We start from the raw sequence: 20,147 nt of genomic DNA, 5'->3' as shown, positions 1-20,147 counted from the left end.
GGCGCGGCGCCAACCCGATCGGGAGGTCGAGCCGTGAGCGTCGACTTCCTGATCAAGGCCGGGGTGGCATTCGCGTACATCACCGGTCTGGGTTTCCTGGCCGTCGGGATCTACCTGAGTTACCGGCGCGGGCGCCTGCATCCGTTGCTGTTGCTCTGTATCTCGGCGCTGTCGTTCTCTTGGATCGAGGCGCCCTACGACTGGGCGATGTACGCGCAGTTTCCGCCAGCGCTGCCGCGGATGCCGTCGTGGTGGCCGCTCAACATGACCTGGGGCGGGCTTCCCTCGGCGGTACCCGTCGGCTACATGGGGTACTTCGTGTTGCCGGCCATCATCGGTGCAGCGCTGGGGCGTTGGGTGGCCGGGACGTGGAACTGGCGTCGGCCGCAGACGCTGTTGCTGGTGGGCTTCGCGGTCGGGTTCTGCTGGGCCTTGTTCTTCAACGCGATCATCGGCGCGCGGCTCGGCCTGTTCTACTACGGCTACGTGATCGAGGGACTGGGCCTCTGGGAGGGGACCAAACACCAGTACCCGATCTACGACGCCATCGCGATGGGTGTCCAGATGATGGTGTTCACCTACCTGCTCGGCCGAACCGATGCCGAGGGCCGCAACGTCATCGAGATGTGGGCGGACAAGGTCTCCACGACGCGACTGCAGTCAGCGGCGCTGTCGGTGATCGCCGTCATCGTGGTCGGGCACGCGGTCTACGCCTCGGTCTTCGCGCCGCACCTGGTCACCAAACTGGGTGGGTGGGTGACCGTGGGACCGACCGAGCAGTTGTTCCCCGGGGTGCCGAATCAGCCGAAATAGCCGGCGCGTCCCGGCGTGCAGTCGTCACGCCGGAGTGGCGGTAGAGATCCGGAGCCACTCCAGCGTGACAATGCATGAACGATCAGGCGAGGAAGGTCAGTAGTTGTTGCAGCTGCCCGCGATCGAGTTGATCGGCCCGAAGTACTGCGCGGCCGCCGGGCTGCCCTGCAGTTGGGCCACTGTCTGCTGGCGCTCGACCGGTCCCGAGGCCAGGAAGTTACGCAACGCACCCTGGGCGAACGGAGAAGCGTTGAACTGCTGGGCCAGGTCGGGACGCTGAGCGTTGAGCGCCGCCATCACCTGCTCGTAGCTACATGTCGTGTTGACGACGCCGCTGAAATCGGGTTGGGCGGACGCCAGCCCCGCTGACAGCGGAACGGACAGCGCCAGTCCGCCGAGAGCGGCCGCGATGTACTTGAAAGAAGACTTGATCACCTGTTGGAACCCCCATGTTGTTCGCCCAAAAAGGCGACGCCTTGCACGTTTGCCGGACCCGGCCTCATTCGAGGTTAACAGGCGGCAGACGTACAAGGCGTCCTCGGAAATGCGGTGCCGGTTGCGCTAGTCGATGACGACGGCATCCTTGTGCTCGGTGATCGGCCGGGCCGGAAGCTGTTCGTCGCAGATGCGTTGCAGCTTCTCCAGGGTCTCGTCCAGACCCGGTCCCAGTCTCTTGCCCGGGGTGAACGTTGCAGGTAAGTGCTTCATACCCTGGATGACACCGATGGTCTCGTAGTGTTCAGTGCCCTCGGGGTCACAGCGGTAGTCCGGCATCCGGTCCAGCACAGCGGTGAGCATCGACTTGAAAACCGTTCGTGCCACGTTGGAGCCCACGCACCGGTGGACGCCGATGCCGAAGCTGAAGTGCCGATTGCCCTTGCGGTCCATGATGAGCTCGTTGGGCTGCTCGAAGACCGACGGATCGCGATTGGCCATTGCCCAGGAGATCCAGAGCCGCTCGCCCTCCTTGAACTGGGTGCCCTCGAACTCGGTGTCGCCGGAGAAGGTGCGTCCATCACCGGGTGCCGGCGTGTAGAAGCGCAGGAATTCCTCGGTGGCAGGGTCGAGCAGGGCGTCGCGCTCCGTGCTGAGGCGTTCCCGCTCCGCCGGGTTCTGCGAGAGCCATTCCAGTGAGTGCGCGGTGAGGGCTGTGGTGGTGTCGAAGCCGCCGCCGATGATCAACCCGAGATTGCCCAGGATCTCCAGATCCGGAGCGGGTTCACCGTCGATCCGCAGCTGCAGCAGGGCGTTGACCAGACCCGGCCGCGGGTTCTCCCGGACCTCCATCATCGTGTTGATCATGTCGATGCCCATCTGCCGGTTCATCTCCGCGACGCGTGCGGCGTCGGGTGAGTGTTCCGGTGTGGATACCGACAGGTGGGCCGGCTCGCTGTAGATCATCCATTTGTCGAGCTTGATGCCCATCATCGCCAGGGTCAGCACGGCCGGCACGATGTTGGCCAGGTCATCGACGAAATCGATACGACCGCTTTCGATCTTCTCGTCGATTGCGGCCCGGACGATCTCGTCGACGAACGGTTTCCAGCGTTTTATCGCGGCGGGGGACAGGTACGGATTCAGCGCCCCGCGGTAGAGGCTGTGCTCCGGTTCGTCCATCTCCAGGATGCCGCCGCGAACGACGGTGGCTCGCTGCGCCTTGGGGATGGTGATGCCTTGATACGGGGTCTCACCGCTCAGATCGTGGTGGTTGGACACCACGGGGCAGCGGGCCAGCTCGAAGACCTCCTTGCTGCCCGCGGCCACCCAGTGCCCGTTGTAGACGTCAGTCCACGCCATCGGGCAGCGGGACTGCATCTCCTCGGTGATCTTCTCGAACTGCAACCGGTATTCCGGTGTGTGCCGGTCGAAGTGATAGTTGTTCTGCTTGCGGTCGTCGTCAGTCGCAACATCGTCAGTGCTGGATGCTCTTCGAGCAAGCTGCTCATCGGTGCTCACGGCGTTGGCTCCCTTTGTATTCGGGTCGACATCAATCTTCGATGACAATGGCTTGCTCGGGGCAGGAGTGTGCGGCCTCGCGGACCGCGTCCTCCTGATCAGCGGGCACCACATCGGAAACCGGTGACGAGTGGCCGTCGACGTCGTCGAGGACGAACGAGTCGGGTGCGATCATCGCGCACAGGGTGTGGCCCTGGCAGCGACTGGCATCGACCGAAACTTTCACTACGCCAATTCCTTTCGAATCTGCGGATGCGGAATCACACGTGGTAGTCGTACCACTTGAGGTAGCCACCGGCGTCGACCCGCAGCTGCATGCCGGTGACGAAGCGTGACTCGTCGGAGGCCAGCCACAGCACCGCGTTGCTGATGTCCTCGGGCTCGATGAAGTTGACCTTCATGGCCTGCTGCACACCGAACACGGGCTCGGCGTCGGCACGGGTCGGGTTCTCCAGATCCGGTCGGAACGAGCGGTACATCGGCTCGCTCTGCAGCATGTTGGTATTGCAGTTGGTGGGGTGAATGACGTTGGCGCGGATGCCGCGCACCGCCAGTTCGGTGGCCAGCGCGTGTACGTATTCGGAGATTAGCCGCTTGGAGATCATGTAGCCCATGCCGCCCGGATCGGCGCCCGGGTTGGGCTTGCTGTGGGCGTCCATCAGAGCGGCGGCCGATGCGGTCGCGATGATCGAAGCGCCCTGGGTGAGGTGCGGCAGCGCGACCTGGATGGCGTTTATCGTGCCCACGAAGTTGGTGTTGATGCCATCGGTCCAGGCTTGCATCGCGGGCTCGCCCTTCATCGCGGCGATGCCGGCCTGCGCCACGACGATGTCGAGCCTGCCGAACTCCGCGAGCCCCGCTTCCAGCGCGCCCCGCAACTCGGCTTCGTTGCGGACATCGGCCTGAGCGGTGACGATCCGGCGCCCGGTCTTCTCGACGTAGTTCTTGGTCTCTTCGAGGTCCTCTGGCGTGGCCATCGCATAGCCGACGGTGTCGTAGTTCTTACAGATGTCGACCGCGATGATGTCGGCGCCCTCTTCGGCGAGCCGGATCGCGTGGCTGCGGCCCTGGCCGCGTGCCGCGCCGGTGATGAATGCGACCTTCCCGGCAACCCTGCCTTCTGCGCTGTTTCCCACAATTGTCCTTTCGCTGATGATGTTTCGGGTGCGCGACATGCGCGTCAGGTGTTACGGCCGCCGTTGACGCCGAGGATCTGGCCGGTGATGTAGCTCGCCTCTTCGGAGACGAAGAAGGCGCAGGCGGCGGCGATGTCTTCCGGCTTGCCCATTCGCCGCACCGGGGTCTGCTCGATCTGCTTGTCGGTGTCCCCGAGGAAGCCCTTGCCTTCGGCCTTGCGCAGCATTGGAGTGTCGATGAATCCCGGCGGCACGGCATTGACCGTGATGCCGTTCGGGCCGAGTTCCAGCGCCAAGCTCTTGGTCAGGCCGTTCACCGCGGACTTCGCCGCGACGTAGGGCGACATGAAGGGCTGGCCCGAATGTGTGCTCGACGACGAGATGTTGACGATGCGACCCCAGCCGGCCTCGAGCATGTCGGGCAGTACTGCCTGGATGCAGTGGAATACGCCGTTCAGGTTGACGTCGATGATCTGCTGCCACTTCTCGAACGAGACATCGCTGAAGCGCTTGAAGCAGTCCAGGCCGGCGGCGTTGACCAGCACCGAGATCGGGCCGAGTTGGGCGCGAACCGCATTGAGTGCGGTGTCGACGGCGGCGCGGTCGGTCACGTCCGCGACATGCGCGAAATCGTCGTCCGATGGCTGTAGGTCGAGTATCGCGACGTTGAGGCCGTCGGCGCGCAACCGGGCGACGATGGCCGCCCCGATGCCCGAACCTCCTCCGGTGACAACGGCATTCTTCATGACAGTTCTCCGGCCGCCGGGCGAAGCCGGGCTTTCTCAGGGGTCAAGAATCATCCTTCCGATTATGAGAACCGTACTCTCGGAGCAGTGTGCACCGCAAGATCTGAGCGGAACCCGCGCGCCGCCTGCGCGGATGGCGGACCGGCGGCGAATAGGGCATGACTAGCTGATCTAGCTTTCACTTGAGTTCTCATCGAGCGAATGTATGATTCGCCGGTGATGAGAATGCAGTTTCCATCACAGTAGGGAATCGCCTGAGGAGGATGATGCAGCAGGAAGCGCCGACCGTCGCGCAAGAACAGCGGGCTGACCGGAAGTTGTTGATCGGCGGAGAGCTGCGCGAGACGCCGCGGACGTTTCCTTCGGTCAATCCAGCTACCGGCGAGGTGTTCGGCTACGCGCCCGACGCCACGGTCGCCGATGCCGAGGCTGCGGTCGCCGCTGCCAGGCAGGCATTCGACAACACCGACTGGTCCACCAACACCGAACTGCGGATCCGTTGTCTGGAACAACTGCACCAGGCCCTGGCCGACCATCGTGACGAGCTGGCCGCACTGACCATCACCGAGGTGGGCGCCACTGCGGCGCTGTGCGCCGGTGCGCAGCTCGACCAGCCGATCGACATCGTGCGGTACTACGGCGAGCTGCTCAAGACCTACCCGCTGACCGAAGATCTCGGAAACATCGAGAGCCGCGGCATGCAGCACCACCGGTGGGTAGAGAAGGAAGCGGGCGGTGTCGTCGCCGCGATCATCGCCTACAACTACCCGAACCAGCTGGCCCTGGCCAAGCTGGCACCCGCGCTGGCCGCGGGCTGCACCGTGGTGCTCAAGTCGGCCCCGGACACCCCGCTGATCACGCTGGCGCTCGGCGAGCTGATCGCCAACCACACCGACATCCCGGCCGGCGTCGTCAACGTCCTGTCAGGCGCGGACCCCGAGGTGGGCGCCGTGCTCACCACGAGCCCCGACGTCGACATGGTCACCTTCACGGGTTCCACGCCCACCGGCCGGCGCATCATGGCCGCGGCCAGTGAGACCTTGAAGAAGGTGTTCCTCGAACTCGGCGGCAAGTCCGCCGCGATCGTCCTCGACGATGCCGACTTCAACACCGCCGCACTGTTCTCGGCGTTCAGCATGGTCACCCACGCCGGTCAGGGTTGCGCGCTGACCTCGCGGCTGCTGGTGCCGGCCAAGCACAAGGACGAGATCGTCGAACTGATCAAGAACAACTTCGGACTGGTGCGCTACGGAGATCCGGCCGACCCCAAGACCTACATGGGTCCGCTGATCAGCGAGAAGCAGCGCGACAAGGTCGACGGCATGGTCAAGCGGGCCGTCGAGGCCGGCGCCACCCTGGTCACCGGCGGCGAGAAGGTAAATCCCGGCTTCTTCTACACGCCCACGCTGCTGGCCGATGTCGACCCGGACAGCGAGATCGCCCAGGAGGAGGTGTTCGGACCGGTGCTGGCCGTCATCGCCTACGAAGATGACGACGACGCGGTGCGCATCGCCAACAACTCGATCTACGGGCTGTCCGGAGCGGTGTTCGGCAGCGAGGACCGCGCGCTCGGCGTGGCCCGGCGGATCCGGACCGGCACCTTCTCCATCAACGGCGGCAACTACTTCAGTCCCGACAGTCCGTTCGGCGGGTACAAGCAGTCGGGCATCGGCCGGGAGATGGGGACCGCCGGCCTCGAGGAGTTCATGGAAGCCAAGACGTTCGCCCGGGTGCTGTCATGAGTGGGCCGTTGCAGGGAGTCCGGGTTCTCGAGGTCGCGATGTACGGCTTCGTCCCCTCGGCCGGCGCTGTGCTGGGGGAGTGGGGTGCCGACGTCATCAAGGTCGAGCACGCCGTCACCGGCGACCCGCAGCGCGGTCTGCGTCAGACCGGGCCGCTGCGCGTCGAGGGCGACCCCAACCCGAACATCGAGCACGCCAACCGCGGCAAGCGCAGCATCGGGCTGGACATGTCGGTGCCGGAAGGGCGCGAGATTCTGCTCGAGCTGGCGAAGAGGGCCGATGTGTTCCTCACCAGCTTCCTGCCCGGGCACCGGCAGAAGTTCGGCATCGACGTCGACGACATCCGTGCGGTCAACCCGAAGATCATCTACGCCCGCGGTAGCGCTCTCGGCCCTCGCGGCGAGGAGGCGGTCAAGGGCGGCTACGACATGACCGCGTTCTGGTGCCGGGCCGGCACCGCCGCCACGATCACGCCGGCCGGGATGGCGGGCATGATCGCGCCACCCGGGCCTGCCTACGGTGACACCATCTCGGGCACCAACCTGGCCGGCGGCATCGCCGCAGCGTTGTTCAAGCGGGAGCGCACCGGTGAGCCGTCAGTAGTGGACGTATCGCTCCTGGGCAGCGGACTGTGGTCGATGGGCCACACCGTGGCGCTCACCCAGCACTTGAACCAACTGATGGTGACGCCGCCACCGGGCGTGCACGGGTCTCCCATCAACCCGCTCGTCGGGCTGTACGGCACAGCGGACGACCGTTACATCTCGTTCGTGATGATGCAGCCGACCAAGTTCTGGGCCGACGTCTGCCGGCACATGGACCTGGAGGGCTACATCGACGACCCGAGGTTCGCCACTGCTGAATCGTTCGCGGAGAACACGCCCGACGCGGTCGAGATCCTCACCGAGGCGATGAAGAAGGGGACTTTGCCAGAGTGGAGCGAGCGATTCGCCACGCTGGCCGGTCCGTGGGCTCCCGTGCAGGACACCCTGCAGGCCGCCAAGGACGCCCAGATCCGGGCCAACGAGTACCTCGTGCAGGCGGGCGAGCTCGAGTTGGTGGCCAACCCAGTGCAATTCGACGTCACGGCGCCGAGCACCGGGCCGGCGCCGGGATTCGCCGAACAGACCGATGACATCCTGGGCGAACTCGGTCTGGACTGGGATCGCATCATCGAACTCAAGACCGCCGGCGCCGTTACCTAGGCCGCTGTCGGAATGCCCTTGATCGCCACCATCGCAATCCGTCTGTCGTGGGCGGCCGCCATTGCGGCCCACGACAACGACGGCCGTGTTGTGCAACCGCTCGTCGACCACCGCCCCAATTGTCAACTACCGGAGCAAGTTCTACGTTATTTGCCCTCGCGGCAGATAACGGGTCCGATAGCATCAGGCACTCGGGGAGCGGTCGTGGGGACGGATCTGTCCGGCTTCACCGGTAGGTCCGGTGAAGTCAACAAGATCCGCGGGAACCAGGAGGTGCGTCAAATGTACGAGCGCACCGCGCATTTGCCGGCCAATGTCGAGCCGGACGGCTCGTGCATGGATCCGCGCATGAAAGGCCTTGTTCCTCAGGCGGATTCGGTTGAGGCCAGGCTCCCGACCGGCCGGTTGGCATGCGCCGGGTCTGAGGTTGCGGCATGACCCCGCTGGGGCCGCAGGCCGCACCGTACGTAGTAGAGCTAATCGGGCACCGGCGCGGTGCAGCACCTAACATCGGCGCACCGACTGCGGTGTCCGCAGCCATCAGCCGGGACAGGAGTACGCATGGCGGATAAATGGTCGACGGGCGTATCGCTACGTAATCTCTCGGGTCCGATGCAGGCTGTCGGTGCGTTGTTCGCGATGTCCTTGGACGCCTTCCGGTTCATCTTCAAGCGGCCGTTTCAGGGCCGGGAGTTTCTGGAGCAGTGCTGGTTCGTGGCGCGGGTGTCGATGGCGCCGACGTTGTTGGTGGCGATCCCGTTCACCGTTCTGGTGAGCTTCACCCTCAACATCCTCCTTCGCGAGCTGGGTGCGGCTGATCTGTCGGGGGCGGGTGCGGCGTTCGGTGCGGTGACCCAGCTGGGGCCGATGGTGACGGTGCTGATCGTGGCCGGAGCCGGGGCGACGGCGATGTGTGCGGATCTGGGTTCGCGCACGATCCGTGAGGAGATCGACGCGATGGAGGTGCTGGGCATCAACCCGATCCAGCGCCTGGTGACTCCGCGAATGCTGGCGTCGGGTTTGGTGGCGTTGCTGCTGAACAGTCTGGTGGTGATCATCGGCATCCTGGGCGGCTACGTGTTCTCGGTGTTCATCCAGGACGTGAACCCCGGTGCGTTCGCGGCCGGCATCACGCTGTTGACCGGGGTGCCCGAGGTGATCATCTCGTGTGTCAAGGCCGCGCTGTTCGGGTTGATCGCCGGGCTGGTGGCCTGCTACCGCGGGCTGACGATCAGCGGCGGCGGCGCCAAGGCGGTGGGCAACGCGGTGAACGAGACCGTGGTCTACGCGTTCATGGCGCTGTTCGTGATCAACGTGGTGGTCACCGCCATCGGTATCCGCATGACGGCGCACTGAGGCAGGGGACGCAATGGGAACCATGACGATCCTGCGGTCGACGTATCCGCGGGTGACCCGGCAGTTCAACAAACCGGTCTCGACGCTGAGCCGGATCGGCGATCACACGCTGTTCTACCTCAAGGCACTGGCCGGCACTCCGCACGCGGCCATGCATTACCGCAAGGAACTGGTCCGGCTGATCGCCGAGATCTCGATGGGCGCGGGCACCTTGGCCATGATCGGCGGCACCGTGGTGATCGTGGGGTTTTTGACCCTGGCCACCGGTGGTGTGCTCGCCATCCAGGGCTATTCGTCGCTGGGGAACATCGGCATCGAGGCCCTGACCGGATTCTTGGCGGCGTTCATCAACGTGCGTATCGCCGCGCCGGTGGTGGCGGGTATCGGCCTGGCCGCGACCTTCGGCGCCGGCGTGACCGCCCAGCTCGGGGCGATGCGGATCAATGAGGAGATCGACGCGCTGGAAGCCATGGCGATCCGGCCGGTCGAATACCTGGTGTCGACCCGGATCGTGGCCGGGATGATCGCCATCACCCCGCTGTACGCGATCGCGGTGATCCTGTCGTTTCTGGCCTCCCAGTTCACCACCGTGGTTCTGCTGGGCCAGTCCGGCGGTTTGTATGACCACTACTTCACGACGTTCCTCAATCCGATCGACCTGCTGTGGTCGTTCCTGCAGGCCGTCCTGATGGCCATCACCATCCTGCTGATCCACACCTACTTCGGCTACTTCGCCTCCGGCGGCCCGTCCGGAGTCGGGGTGGCGGTCGGCAACGCCGTACGCACATCGCTCATCGTCGTGGTCTCGGTGACCCTGCTGGTGTCACTGTCCGTCTACGGCTCCAACGGCAACTTCAACCTGTCGGGTTAGGGAGAAGACTTGACACGCAACGTAGGTCCGGGTCCAGCCCACCGGTCCGAAACGACAAGTAGCGCCGCGCCGGTGGCAGCCCGCCCCGGACGCAGCTTCGGCGCGCGGAGCTCCGCGCGGCCACTGGCCGGTCTGGCGACCGTGGTCGCGATAGTCTTGATCTTCGGCCTGGCGGTCGCGCTGTTCCGCGGCAGCTTCACCAAGACCGAGCCGCTCACCCTGATCTCCGACCGTGCCGGCCTGGTGATGAACCCGGACGCCAAGGTGAAGATGCGTGGCGTGCAGGTCGGCACCGTGAGCTCGATCGAACACCGCGCCGACGGCAAGGCCGTGCTGCACCTGGCGATGAATCCCTCGCAGCTGCGCCTGATCCCCGGCAATGTTCAGGCTGACATCGCCTCGACCACCGTGTTCGGCGCGAAGTACGTCCAACTCGTCGCGCCGCCGAACCCGTCCGCCGAGAAGCTGCGTCCCGGCCAGACCCTGCAGGGCGACCATGTCACCGTCGAGATCAACACGGTCTTCCAACAACTCACCAATGTCCTCAACAAGATCGACCCGGCCAAGCTCAACGAGACGCTCGGCGCGCTGTCCTCGGCGTTCGCCGAGCGCGGCGAGGCGATGGGGCAGTCGCTGTCGGACTTCGATGCGGTGCTGAAGAAGATCGAGCCCAGCCTGCCCAATCTCACGGGCGACATCGAGAGCATGGCCGCCGTGTCGAAGGCCTACGGTGACGCGGCGCCGGACCTGCTCAAGACCATCGACAACACCAACCGGCTCAGCGACAGCATCGTGGACGAGCAGAAGAACCTCGACAACTTCCTGGTCAGCTCCATCGGCCTGGCCGACGCCGGAAACGACGTCATCGGTGGCAACCGGCAGGCGCTCAGCACCACACTGAACCTGTTGGCGCCCACCACCGATCTGCTCAACGAGTACGCGCCCGGAATCGAGTGCGGCCTCAAGGGCATGTTGTACCTCTACCACCAGCCGCCGCAGCCGGACCCAGGCGTCGTCGTCAACGTGGCCTTCACGTTGGGCATCGAGCGCTACCGCTACCCGCAGAACCTGCCCAAGGTGGCAGCCAAGGGCGGCCCGCACTGCATGGGCCTGCCGTACATCGGATTTGGTAACAAGGCCAAGTACCTGGTCACCGACACCAACGCCAACCCGTTCAAGTACGGCAACCAGGGCATCCTGTTGAACTCCGACGGACTCAAGCAGATCCTGTTCGGTCCGCTGGACGGCCCGCCACGTAACACCGCACAGATCGGACAACCGGGATGAAACGGGGCAGAACGACATTCATCAAGTTCGCGTCCTTCGCGGTGGTGATGGCCGTCCTCACGGCCTTCCTGTTCATGACGTTCTCGGAGTACCGCGGCGGTACCTACTCGGGGTACTCGGCGGTCTTCGGTGACGCGTCACGCCTTAAGGCCGGAGACTCGGTGCGGGTTGCCGGGGTCCGGGTGGGAACGGTGAAAAGTGTTTCGCTGCAACCGGACAAGTCGGTGAAGGTTGACTTCGACACCGACCGCAATATTGCGCTGACCACCAGTACCAAGGTCGCGGTTCGCTATCTGAACCTGGTCGGGGACCGTTACCTGGAGCTGATCGACAGCCCCGGATCGACGAAACTGCTGCCCGCCGGATCACAGATTCCCAAGGACCGCACCGCAAGTGCGCTCGACCTCGATCTGTTGCTCGGCGGCCTGCGCCCGGTGATCCAGGGGCTCAACCCCCAGGACGTCAATGCGTTGACCTCCTCGCTGATTCAGATCTTCCAGGGGCAGGGCGACACTCTGGATTCACTGCTGAGCAAGACCTCGTCGTTCTCGAATACGCTGGCCAACAACGATCAGGTCATCCAGCAGTTGATCGACAACCTGAACTCGGTGGTCGGAACCCTGGCCAAGGACGGTAAGAAGTTCGACGGAACGGTCGACCGTCTCGAACAGTTGATCAGCGGCCTGTCGCAGGACCGTGACCCGCTCGGTACGGCGGTCACCCAGCTGGACAACGGGACCGCCTCGCTGGCAAACCTTCTCACTGAGGCGCGGCCCCCGCTCAAGGGCACGGTCGATCAGCTCAACCGGCTCGCCCCGCTGCTCGATGACCACCAGATCGTCTTGGACCGTGGTTTGCAGAAAGCCCCCGACAACTTCCGCAAGCTCGCTCGGCTGGGCTCCTATGGCAGCTGGATCATGTATTACATCTGCGGACTTGGTATCCGTGTCACCGATCTGCAGGGCCGGACCGCGTCCTTCCCGATGATCAAACAAGAAGGCGGGAGGTGCGCGGAGCCCTGATGCTTAAGTACCGCGAATCAAACCTGATCAAGGCAGGTTTCATCGGCGTCGTGCTGATGATGCTCATCATCGCCGTCGGGCTACAGCCCGAACGGCTGCAGCAGTGGGCCTCCTCGGTGCGTCATCAGGCACTGTTCAGCGAGGCCGGCGGGATCGCCACCGGCAACGACGTGACCTTGTCCGGAATCAAGATCGGTTCGGTCACCGATGTGTCGCTGCAGAACGGCGACGCGTTGGTCACCTTCACCACCGAGGGCAAGTACCCGTTGGGGTCGCTGACCACCGCGCACATCCGCACCGGTTCACTGCTGGGTGAGCGGGTGCTGACGTTGGAGTCCGATGGCGCCGGCACGTTGCGCACCACCGATGTGATCCCTACGTCGCGCACGTCGTCGCCGTACTCACTGACCGACGTGGTCGGTGACCTGACCACCAATTCGGCGGGGACCGACACGGCGTCGCTGAACCAGTCCCTGGACACGCTTTCGGCGACCATCGATCAGGTCGCACCGAAGCTCGGGCCGACATTCGACGGCCTGAGCCGGCTGTCGAAATCGATCAACGGGCGTAACGAGAGCTTGGCCAGCCTGCTCAAGAGCGCCAGCGATGTGACCGTGGTGCTGTCACAGCGCAGCGATCAGCTGAACACGTTGATCCTCAACGCGAATGATCTGCTCGGCGTGCTCAACGACCGGCGTCAGGCCATCGTCGATCTGCTGGCGAACACCGCGGCAGTCTCGCAGCAGCTCAGTGGACTCGTCGCCGACAACGAGGCGCAGTTGGCGCCGACGCTCAAGCGGCTCAACTCGGTGACGGCGATGCTGGAACGCAACCGCGACAACATCAGCAAGGCGTTGCCGAACTTGAACAAGTTCCAGCTGTCCCAGGCCGAGACCCTGGCGAACGGGGCGTACTACAACGCCTATGTCCCGAACCTGCAGCCCGCTCAGTTGCTACAGCCGTTCTTCGACTACGCGTTCGGGTTCCGGCGCGGGACGAACGCCGGTCAGCCACCGGACAATGCCGGCCCGCGGGCCGAATTGCCGCTGCCCTACAACGGAATTCCCGGAGGTTCACGCTGATGAACCGCAGTCGTTTCGGTAAGTGGCTTGCCGTGGCGTTGGTGGCGCTGCTCGTGGTCGGCGCGGCAGTCCTGCTGCGTCAGACCGTCTTCGGGCCGAAGACCATCTCGGCACTGTTCACCTCGGCCACCGGCGTCTACCCAGGTGACGATGTCCGGGTCTCCGGTGTCAAGGTCGGCACCATCGACTCCATCAAACCCGAGGGCACCCAAACCCGGGTGACCCTCAAGGTCGACCACGACGTGCCGATCCCCGCGGATGCGAAAGCGGTGATCGTGGCCCAGAACCTGGTTGCCGCGCGCTATGTGCAGCTCGCACCCGCCTACCGGTCCAGTGGTCCCACGCTGCCCGACAACGCGGTAATCGGCTTGGACCGCACCGCCGTTCCGGTGGAGTGGGATCAGGTCAAGGAACAGCTGATGCGGCTGTCCACCGACCTCGGACCGCAGAGCGGTGTCAACGGGACGTCGGTTTCCCGGTTCATCAACAGCACGGCAGACGCGATGGCCGGCAACGGTGACAAACTGCGCCAGACGATTTCCCAGCTGTCCGGCGTTGCCCGGGTCCTGGCAGAGGGCAGCGGCAACATCGTCGACATCATCAAGAACCTGCAGACGTTCGTCACCGCTTTGCGGGACAGCAACCAGCAGGTGGTGTCGTTCCAGAACCGGTTGGCCACCCTGACCAGCGTGGTCGACGGCAGCCGGTCGGACCTGGATGCCGCGCTGACGAACCTGTCGGTGGCGGTGGTCGACGTGCAGCGGTTCGTCGCGGGATCTCGCGATCAGACCTCCGAGCAGGTGCAGCGGCTGGCCAATGTCACCCAGAACCTGGTCGACAACAAGATGAACATCGAGAATCTGCTTCACGTCGCGCCCAACGCGTTCATGAACGGCTACAACATCTACAACCCGGACTCGGGCAGCGCGGTCGGGCAGTTCGTGATGAACAACTTCTCCAATCCGGTCGAGTTCATCTGCGGCGCCATCGGTGCCGTCGAGAACACCACCGCACCGGAGACCGCGAAACTCTGCTCGCAGTATCTCGGGCCGGCGTTGCGGCTGCTCAACTTCAATTACCTGCCGTTCCCGATCTCGCCGTATCTGATGCCGTCGGCCAGCCCCGAGCAGCTCGAGTACTCCGAACCGAGTCTGGAACCCGGCGGCAGTGGTGGATCGCCCATGGCGCCCGAGATTCCGCCGTCAATCTCGGCCTACAACCCTGGTCCCGAGCCGCCTCCGCCGTTCACCGGACGGGAACCCGGAGTGCCGCCGCCAGGGGCCCAGCAGCTGTTGCCGGGTGGCGAGTACTACCCGCCCAACATGCCGAACACGGTGTCGGACATGCTCAATCCGACCGGCGGGCAACCGGGTCCGCCGCCAGGGCCGCCGCCCGGTCCACTGGCCGCCGAAGCCCCGGCGCCCGCGGCACCGTCACCAGCAGAAGGGACGCCACCAGCATGATCAGGGGAAAGCCGGTGCGACTGGCGATCGCCGTCGGATCCTGCGTTGCGCTGACCACCAGTGGGTGCGCATTCCAGGGCGTCAACTCACTTCCCCTGCCCGGGGCGGTGGGCCGGGGTGCGGACTCCAGCGTCTACCACGTCGAGATCGCGAATGTGGCGACACTGGAACCGAATTCACCGGTGATGATGAATGATGTCGTCGTCGGTAGTGTGCGCAGCCTGTCGGTGAAGGACTGGCACGCGGACGTCGAGTTCTCGGTGAAGCCCGGTGTTGTGGTGCCGGCCAACGTGGTGGCCAGTGTTGGGCAGACCAGCCTTCTGGGCTCGATGCATCTGGCGATCAACCCGCCCGCGGGTCAGGCTCCCAACGGAAAACTCCCTCCGGGAGCGACGATTCAGCTCAACAACTCGTCGACGTATCCGACGACGGAGCAGACCCTGTCTTCACTGGCCGCGGTGGTGAATGGCGGAGGCCTGGGGCAAATGGGCGACATCATCCACAATTTCAGTGCCGCGATCAACGGCCGGGAAACTGATTTCCGTGACCTGCTGACCCGGCTGGATACGTTCGTCGGAGCACTGGATGCCCAGCGCGACAATATCGTTGCGTCCATCGAGGGCTTGAACCGCCTGGCCTCGACATTCGCCGGGCAACGCGATGTCATCACCCGTGCGCTGGAGAAGATTCCGCCGGCTCTCGACGTGCTGATCAAGGAACGGCCGAGATTCACGACCGCACTGCAGAAGCTGGGGACCTTCAGCGCTACCGCCAACCAGTTCGTCAACGATTCGCAGGCTGATCTGGTCAGGAACCTGAAGAACTTGGAGCCCGCGCTGAAGGCGCTGGCCAACATCGGGCCGGACCTGACTTCGGTGCTCGAATATGCCCCGCACTTCCCCTTCACCCAGAGCTTCATGGACCGGGTGATCCGAGGTGACTACTACAACCTGTTCGCATACTTCGATCTCACCATCCCGCACCTCAAGCGCAGCCTGATGATGGGAACCCGTTGGGAGCAGGGAGACGCCCAAAACGTTCCGGTGCCTGGGGATCCGGGTTATCTGAACTACACCTATGACCCGCTCAAGACCGGGGTCGCCCCACCGCCGCCGGATGCGTTCCCGCCGGCTCCGGAAGCACCACCCGCACCGGGTCTCCCGGCTCCCACTTATTCAGGTCCGGTATTGCCGGTGGTGCCACCGGCGCCGCTGACCATGCCCGGGGGTATGCCTCAACCGGTGGCCCCGGCCGCCGGGTCGACGTCGATTTTCGCGGGACCGTATGCGCCTCAAGGTGGTTCGGCCCCCAACGATCAACTGCCCGCACCTACTCCACCGACAGGGGGTGGCGGATAAATGCTCACCCGCTTCATCCGGACTCAGTTGATTCTGTTCACCGTCGCCTCGGTCGTCGGCGTGGCGGTCATGCTGTTCGCCTACATGCAGTTGCCGACGCTGCTCGGCATCGGACGTATCACGGTGAAGATGGAACTGCCGGCGACCGGAGGTCTGTACCAGTTCAGCAATGTCACGTATCGCGGGTCCCAGATCGGCAAGGTCACTTCGGTGGAGCTGACCGAGAAGGGCGCCGAGGCGACGCTGTCCCTGGACCGCTCTCCGAAGGTGCCTGCCGATCTGGCAGCCGAGGTCCGGAGCATGTCGGCGGTCGGGGAGCAGTACGTCGAGTTGTTGCCGCGCACCTCCTCCGGGCCCTACCTGGACAACGGCTCGGTGATCGCGGTGTCGAACACCAAGATTCCGCAGCAGGTCGGTCCGATGCTGGATCAGCTGAGCGCACTCGTGGACACCATTCCGAAGGACAAGCTGAGCCAGCTGTTGGACGAGTCCTACAACGCGTTCAACGGCACCGGCTATGACTTCGGTTCGCTGCTCGACTCGGCTTCGACCATCACCAGGGACTCCAACGCCGTCTCGGACCAGACGCGTGCATTGATCGATGACGCCAAGCCGTTCCTCGACGCGCAAGCGCAGACCACCGATTCGATCAGAACCTGGGCGGCCAGCCTGGCCGGTATCACCGGTCAGGTTGCCGACAATGATCCCGAGGTGCGGTCGCTGCTGCGCAACGGTCCGGGTTTCGCCCAGGAGACCACGAAGCTGCTCGAGCAGATCAAGCCGACCTTGCCGATCCTGCTGGCGAATCTGACCACATTCGGCCAGATCGCGGTCACCTACAACCCGTCGATCGAGCAGCTGTTGGTGTTGTTGCCGCCGTACGTCGCTCAGCTGCAGACGTACGCGCCGACCAACAACACGAGCGGTCTGCCGATGGCCGACTTCTCGTTGGGTCTTGGTGATCCACCGACCTGCACGGTGGGATTCCTGCCGCCGTCGGCATGGCGCTCCCCGGCCGACACCTCCGTCATCGACACTCCGGACAACATCTACTGCAAGTTGCCGCAGGATTCCCCGATCGGCGTCCGCGGCGCGCGCAACTACCCGTGCATGGGGCATCCGGGTAAGCGGGCTCCCACGGTCGAATTGTGTAACGATCCCAAGGGATTCCAGCCGATCGCCCAGCGCCAGCACGCGCTCGGCCCATACCCGATCGACCCCAGCCTGATCGCCCAGGGCGTGCCCCCGGATACCCGGGTACTGCCGGACGAGAAGATCTTCGGACCGCTCGGCGGCACCCCGCTGCCGCCGGGGGTAACCGCTCCGCCACCGGGTGCAGCGCCCGAACCGCAGCCGGCACCGAACTTCGCCGGGACCGGACCGGGTCCGCTGCTGCCGGGGCAACCGATGTACCTCGAGCCACCGGTCCCTGGCGTGCCACCGCCACCCCCAGGCGATCCCAACGCGGTGCCCGTGCCTGCGGTGGACCAGCCGCAAGCCACCGAGATTCCGCCCGTCCCGCACGGACAAGGGGTTTTCCCGGATGCGCCCGAGCTTCCGATGCCCACGCAATCCAGTGTGGCGCCGAGTGCGTTCAACGGCGGGGGCGGCCATGGGCCGTCGGTGGCGATCGCGAAGTACAACCCGCGCACGGGGGAGTACATGGGTAGCGACGGCAACCTGTACAAGCAGACGGATCTGGTGTCCCAGCCCAAGTCGTGGCAGGACCTGATGCCGACATAGTGCGAGCACGAAAAGAACCGGCCACGGGCAATCGCCCGTGGCCGGTTTCTTTGTCTGTCTTCGGTTTTCGCGTTCTTCGTCAGCCGCTGCCCCGTCGGTGCGGCTACGCGGGCCGCATGTAGAACGGCATCCGGACGGTTGGCCACTGATTACGCCCGCACGAGCCACTGGGGCCGGTGGTCACGTCCTCGCCGGTGTATTCGCTTGAGGCAAGGTCCACGTGCCCGTCGAAGCCCACCGGGTAGATCTTGTATATCTGCATGCCCTCGATGGGGGTGCCGTCGGCGCAGAACCGCCAGTTGGGTACGACCCGCTTGATGTACCAGAGGCCGTTCGTCGTGTAGATCGGTGCCGACCAGCCGGCGTCGCTGGTCACCGTGCCGTTGCACTCGGTGGGCGAGATGCACTGGGTCGAGATGGTCCAGTTGCTACGTACCGAGGGCTGGTTCTCGTAGCGGTCGTTGATCTTGGCCCATTCGCCATTGGACGATGTGGCGAACGTGCCGTTGATACCCCACTGTTCGGCGGCGGCGGGGGCGGCGCCGCTCAGGCCGACCACTGCCGCGGTGGCGACGGCCACCACACCAGTACTTACCCGGGAGACTGACATGAACGCTCCTTCTGACCAACCTGTCGAGGCGGTAGCCATGTTCTCAGTTTCGGAGAATATCACTATCAGTAGGTGGTCCACGTTCGATTTGGCCAGGCCATCCCACCGCGCTACCGGCCTGTGGACCAGCGGCGTGTCGATCGTAGTAATATTCTCCAAAACTGAGAGTTTAATTTCCAGCTATGCGAAAGTAGCAACGTGCGTGTGACGGTGATGGCGACCGCTTCAGTGATTGTCGCCGGGATGCTGGCTGCTCCGCAGGCAAACGCGGGACCGCAGACATGTAATGACGCGTTCTGCACACCGGGTATCAACCCGAACGCAGTGCTCGGCGCTCCGTGCGACAACACCTCCTACTACGTGTTCGGGGTCGACGCACGCAACGGATGGGGACGCCTGTTGTTCTGCGGCTCACCACGGCGCTACGAGCCGCGGTGGTTCCGGTCGCCACCCATGGTGGGCATCCGCGACGAGAACAGCCTGTGCATCAACGAACTCGACTCGGTGGCCCAAGCCCCGGACGGGCTGTTCCTGAGCTGTGTTCCGATGAATGGCGAACAGCGCTGGCTCCGCGGCGACGCCTGATCCAACCGACTGGGTCAAATGCTTGAAGACGCTTGAGGGCGACGCGGTTCGCGTCGCCCTCAAGCATTTTGATGTTTCGGTTGCGAGGTCTACCAGTTCCGGATCGAACACAGTGCGCCCTTGGGGCCGCTGTTCGTCTTGACCACCACACCGTCGACTGCCAGTTTGCAGTTGAATCCGGGGGTCGGAAAATTGGGCGATTCACCGCTCTGCACGAGGACCATGGCCCACAGGTCCGGATCGGCAAGCATCGCGTCGAAAACCCATGGCCTGTCCGGTGCGATGTCCACATCGGCCCGCGGGCTGAACTCGTACGGATTGTGGCTGTAATCCGAGAACTGTGCGGGATCGCTGTCGCGGTAGTAGATGTGAGCCCAGTAGGGGGCATCGGCGGTCACGGTGTACTGCACGTGGTGCAGCGGCGGACCGGCCAGCTCGGGATCGTCGGCGAATGCCGGTGCGGCCGTGGCGATTGCGCCGGCCGCCAGGGTGGCAGCCGTCGCGATGTTCAGGGCTCGGCTCGTCGGGTAGCGCATCGATCACATCCTCGTCAGGGTGAACGGGTAGGTGAAGGAGCCACCGGGAGCGCCGTCGCAGCCGGCGTCGAACGTGGAGACCATCTCGCCTGCGAGTGTGTTCGCGTCCCACGTGTAGACGTCGTGGGTCGGGATCGTCGGCCCGTAGTAGATGTCCCCGCACCGCAAGCCGTAGAACTCGTCGATCGTCAAGGTGTACCGACCGTCGACCAGCCTCGCGTCGCCACGGTTGGAGACCGCCTTGGCGACCGGCTGGGGGATGGTCACGATGGTGACGCAGTCCTTCTGCCTGACGTCGGACCCGGGTTCGCGGCAAGGCGTGATCGCTGACCACAACCACGTGTGGAAATCCCTGCGGTCGGGCATGTTGAGGCTGTAGTTGCCGAAATACATGGCCTGCGACGGCGGTGCCAATGCGATTGCTGTCCCCAACCCGAGCGCGGCGCTCATCGCCATACGGATCAAGCTGGATTTCACGGGCACCTCCACGGATCAGCACTGGTCGGCTGACTATAGAACGAGATCGAGCTTCACCGTGCCGAAACCGGAATCTCGTCTTCGCCAGCGAGATTGTCATTCTCGCAATAGGAGAATAACAAATACGGGCGAAGGCGAGATCCGCGGAATCGTCTGTCG

Annotated in this window: 21 protein-coding genes; 13 read left to right on the top strand and 8 right to left on the bottom strand. The window is 64.5% G+C overall.

The window, feature by feature from the left end:
• The first annotated feature begins 33 nt into the window (after positions 1 to 33).
• Positions 34 to 813: a spirocyclase AveC family protein gene (locus tag EYZ64_RS22085; protein ID WP_135456714.1), complete on the top strand. Its 780-nt coding sequence runs from the start codon at positions 34 to 36 to the stop codon at positions 811 to 813.
• A 96-nt stretch (positions 814 to 909) separates the two neighbouring features.
• Here the strand turns inward: EYZ64_RS22085 and EYZ64_RS22080 are convergent, their stop codons facing one another.
• The 5 genes from EYZ64_RS22080 to EYZ64_RS22060 all read right to left on the bottom strand — a co-directional run bounded on the left by EYZ64_RS22080 (position 910) and on the right by EYZ64_RS22060 (position 4,651).
• Complete coding sequence (locus EYZ64_RS22080; protein ID WP_135456712.1) at positions 910 to 1,248, bottom strand: hemophore-related protein; 339 nt, start codon at positions 1,246 to 1,248, stop codon at positions 910 to 912.
• A 126-nt stretch (positions 1,249 to 1,374) separates the two neighbouring features.
• Positions 1,375 to 2,769, bottom strand: a complete 1,395-nt coding sequence (locus EYZ64_RS22075) for a cytochrome P450 (protein ID WP_286175087.1) — start codon at positions 2,767 to 2,769, stop codon at positions 1,375 to 1,377.
• Positions 2,770 to 2,800: 31 nt separating this feature from the next.
• Entirely contained in the window at positions 2,801 to 2,995 is a 195-nt protein-coding gene (locus EYZ64_RS22070) for a ferredoxin (protein WP_135456709.1), read from the bottom strand.
• Between the two features lie 34 nt (positions 2,996 to 3,029).
• Positions 3,030 to 3,905, bottom strand: coding sequence for a mycofactocin-coupled SDR family oxidoreductase (locus tag EYZ64_RS22065; protein ID WP_286175086.1), 876 nt, complete (start codon positions 3,903 to 3,905; stop codon positions 3,030 to 3,032).
• 44 nt (positions 3,906 to 3,949) lie between these two features.
• Complete coding sequence (locus EYZ64_RS22060; protein WP_135456705.1) at positions 3,950 to 4,651, bottom strand: SDR family NAD(P)-dependent oxidoreductase; 702 nt, start codon at positions 4,649 to 4,651, stop codon at positions 3,950 to 3,952.
• A gap of 263 nt (positions 4,652 to 4,914) precedes the next feature.
• Here EYZ64_RS22060 and EYZ64_RS22055 point away from each other — a divergent pair, with 263 nt between their 5' ends.
• From EYZ64_RS22055 to EYZ64_RS22005, 11 genes are all read left to right on the top strand, one after another.
• Positions 4,915 to 6,393 carry an aldehyde dehydrogenase family protein gene (locus EYZ64_RS22055; protein WP_167857923.1) on the top strand — a complete coding sequence of 493 codons (1,479 nt, stop codon included), beginning with the start codon at positions 4,915 to 4,917 and terminating at the stop codon, positions 6,391 to 6,393.
• On the top strand, positions 6,390 to 7,598 hold the full coding sequence (locus tag EYZ64_RS22050) for a CaiB/BaiF CoA transferase family protein (protein WP_135456701.1): 1,209 nt from the start codon (positions 6,390 to 6,392) through the stop codon (positions 7,596 to 7,598). Before EYZ64_RS22055 ends, EYZ64_RS22050 begins: the two co-directional genes overlap by 4 nt.
• Positions 7,599 to 7,802: 204 nt before the next feature.
• Entirely contained in the window at positions 7,803 to 8,036 is a 234-nt protein-coding gene (locus EYZ64_RS22045; RefSeq protein WP_135456699.1) for a hypothetical protein, read from the top strand.
• Positions 8,037 to 8,159: 123 nt separating this feature from the next.
• Positions 8,160 to 8,954, top strand: a complete 795-nt coding sequence (locus tag EYZ64_RS22040; RefSeq protein WP_075921044.1) for an MlaE family ABC transporter permease — start codon at positions 8,160 to 8,162, stop codon at positions 8,952 to 8,954.
• Between the two features lie 13 nt (positions 8,955 to 8,967).
• Positions 8,968 to 9,825: an MlaE family ABC transporter permease gene (locus tag EYZ64_RS22035; RefSeq protein WP_036448723.1), complete on the top strand. Its 858-nt coding sequence runs from the start codon at positions 8,968 to 8,970 to the stop codon at positions 9,823 to 9,825.
• A gap of 9 nt (positions 9,826 to 9,834) precedes the next feature.
• Positions 9,835 to 11,112, top strand: a complete 1,278-nt coding sequence (locus EYZ64_RS22030; protein ID WP_135456697.1) for an MCE family protein — start codon at positions 9,835 to 9,837, stop codon at positions 11,110 to 11,112.
• Positions 11,109 to 12,134 carry an MCE family protein gene (locus EYZ64_RS22025; protein ID WP_135456695.1) on the top strand — a complete coding sequence of 342 codons (1,026 nt, stop codon included), beginning with the start codon at positions 11,109 to 11,111 and terminating at the stop codon, positions 12,132 to 12,134. Before EYZ64_RS22030 ends, EYZ64_RS22025 begins: the two co-directional genes overlap by 4 nt.
• On the top strand, positions 12,134 to 13,216 hold the full coding sequence (locus tag EYZ64_RS22020; RefSeq protein ID WP_135456693.1) for an MCE family protein: 1,083 nt from the start codon (positions 12,134 to 12,136) through the stop codon (positions 13,214 to 13,216). Before EYZ64_RS22025 ends, EYZ64_RS22020 begins: the two co-directional genes overlap by 1 nt.
• Positions 13,216 to 14,679 carry an MCE family protein gene (locus EYZ64_RS22015; RefSeq protein ID WP_135456691.1) on the top strand — a complete coding sequence of 488 codons (1,464 nt, stop codon included), beginning with the start codon at positions 13,216 to 13,218 and terminating at the stop codon, positions 14,677 to 14,679. The genes EYZ64_RS22020 and EYZ64_RS22015 overlap by 1 nt, the downstream gene beginning before the upstream one ends.
• Entirely contained in the window at positions 14,676 to 16,037 is a 1,362-nt protein-coding gene (locus EYZ64_RS22010; RefSeq protein WP_135456689.1) for an MCE family protein, read from the top strand. The genes EYZ64_RS22015 and EYZ64_RS22010 overlap by 4 nt, the downstream gene beginning before the upstream one ends.
• Entirely contained in the window at positions 16,038 to 17,780 is a 1,743-nt protein-coding gene (locus EYZ64_RS22005; protein ID WP_135456687.1) for an MCE family protein, read from the top strand.
• Between the two features lie 103 nt (positions 17,781 to 17,883).
• Here the strand turns inward: EYZ64_RS22005 and EYZ64_RS22000 are convergent, their stop codons facing one another.
• Positions 17,884 to 18,390, bottom strand: coding sequence for an Rv2253/PknI dimerization domain-containing protein (locus EYZ64_RS22000; protein WP_135456685.1), 507 nt, complete (start codon positions 18,388 to 18,390; stop codon positions 17,884 to 17,886).
• Between the two features lie 213 nt (positions 18,391 to 18,603).
• Between EYZ64_RS22000 and EYZ64_RS21995 the strand changes: the two genes are divergently transcribed.
• Positions 18,604 to 18,975, top strand: a complete 372-nt coding sequence (locus EYZ64_RS21995) for a hypothetical protein (protein ID WP_036450882.1) — start codon at positions 18,604 to 18,606, stop codon at positions 18,973 to 18,975.
• An 89-nt stretch (positions 18,976 to 19,064) separates the two neighbouring features.
• On the opposite strand, the gene EYZ64_RS21990 is transcribed toward EYZ64_RS21995, so the two are convergent.
• Both EYZ64_RS21990 and EYZ64_RS21985 read right to left on the bottom strand, forming a co-directional pair.
• Positions 19,065 to 19,511 (bottom strand): Rv2576c family protein, encoded by a 447-nt coding sequence (locus EYZ64_RS21990; protein WP_135456683.1) that lies wholly within the window; start codon positions 19,509 to 19,511, stop codon positions 19,065 to 19,067.
• A gap of 3 nt (positions 19,512 to 19,514) precedes the next feature.
• Positions 19,515 to 19,988 carry a hypothetical protein gene (locus EYZ64_RS21985; protein WP_135456681.1) on the bottom strand — a complete coding sequence of 158 codons (474 nt, stop codon included), beginning with the start codon at positions 19,986 to 19,988 and terminating at the stop codon, positions 19,515 to 19,517.
• Positions 19,989 to 20,147 lie beyond the last annotated feature (159 nt).

This window comes from Mycobacterium sp. DL99, from assembly GCF_004762045.1.
GTDB lineage: Bacteria > Actinomycetota > Actinomycetes > Mycobacteriales > Mycobacteriaceae > Mycobacterium.
This window is presented reverse-complemented; position numbering and strand designations above follow the sequence as displayed.

Excerpts from the sequence above, each read along its gene's own strand:
- EYZ64_RS22060 (WP_135456705.1), bottom strand. The coding sequence starts at position 4,651 with ATGAAGAATGCCGTTGTCACCGGAGGAGGTTCGGGCATCGGGGCGGCC.
- EYZ64_RS22055 (WP_167857923.1), top strand. The coding sequence starts at position 4,915 with ATGATGCAGCAGGAAGCGCCGACCGTCGCGCAAGAACAGCGGGCTGAC.
- EYZ64_RS22050 (WP_135456701.1), top strand. The coding sequence starts at position 6,390 with ATGAGTGGGCCGTTGCAGGGAGTCCGGGTTCTCGAGGTCGCGATGTAC.
- EYZ64_RS22040 (WP_075921044.1), top strand. The coding sequence starts at position 8,160 with ATGGCGGATAAATGGTCGACGGGCGTATCGCTACGTAATCTCTCGGGT.
- EYZ64_RS22035 (WP_036448723.1), top strand. The coding sequence starts at position 8,968 with ATGGGAACCATGACGATCCTGCGGTCGACGTATCCGCGGGTGACCCGG.
- EYZ64_RS22025 (WP_135456695.1), top strand. The coding sequence starts at position 11,109 with ATGAAACGGGGCAGAACGACATTCATCAAGTTCGCGTCCTTCGCGGTG.
- EYZ64_RS22020 (WP_135456693.1), top strand. The coding sequence starts at position 12,134 with ATGCTTAAGTACCGCGAATCAAACCTGATCAAGGCAGGTTTCATCGGC.
- EYZ64_RS22015 (WP_135456691.1), top strand. The coding sequence starts at position 13,216 with ATGAACCGCAGTCGTTTCGGTAAGTGGCTTGCCGTGGCGTTGGTGGCG.
- EYZ64_RS22010 (WP_135456689.1), top strand. The coding sequence starts at position 14,676 with ATGATCAGGGGAAAGCCGGTGCGACTGGCGATCGCCGTCGGATCCTGC.
- EYZ64_RS22005 (WP_135456687.1), top strand. The coding sequence starts at position 16,038 with ATGCTCACCCGCTTCATCCGGACTCAGTTGATTCTGTTCACCGTCGCC.
- EYZ64_RS22000 (WP_135456685.1), bottom strand. The coding sequence starts at position 18,390 with ATGTCAGTCTCCCGGGTAAGTACTGGTGTGGTGGCCGTCGCCACCGCG.
- EYZ64_RS21995 (WP_036450882.1), top strand. The coding sequence starts at position 18,604 with ATGGCGACCGCTTCAGTGATTGTCGCCGGGATGCTGGCTGCTCCGCAG.
- EYZ64_RS21990 (WP_135456683.1), bottom strand. The coding sequence starts at position 19,511 with ATGCGCTACCCGACGAGCCGAGCCCTGAACATCGCGACGGCTGCCACC.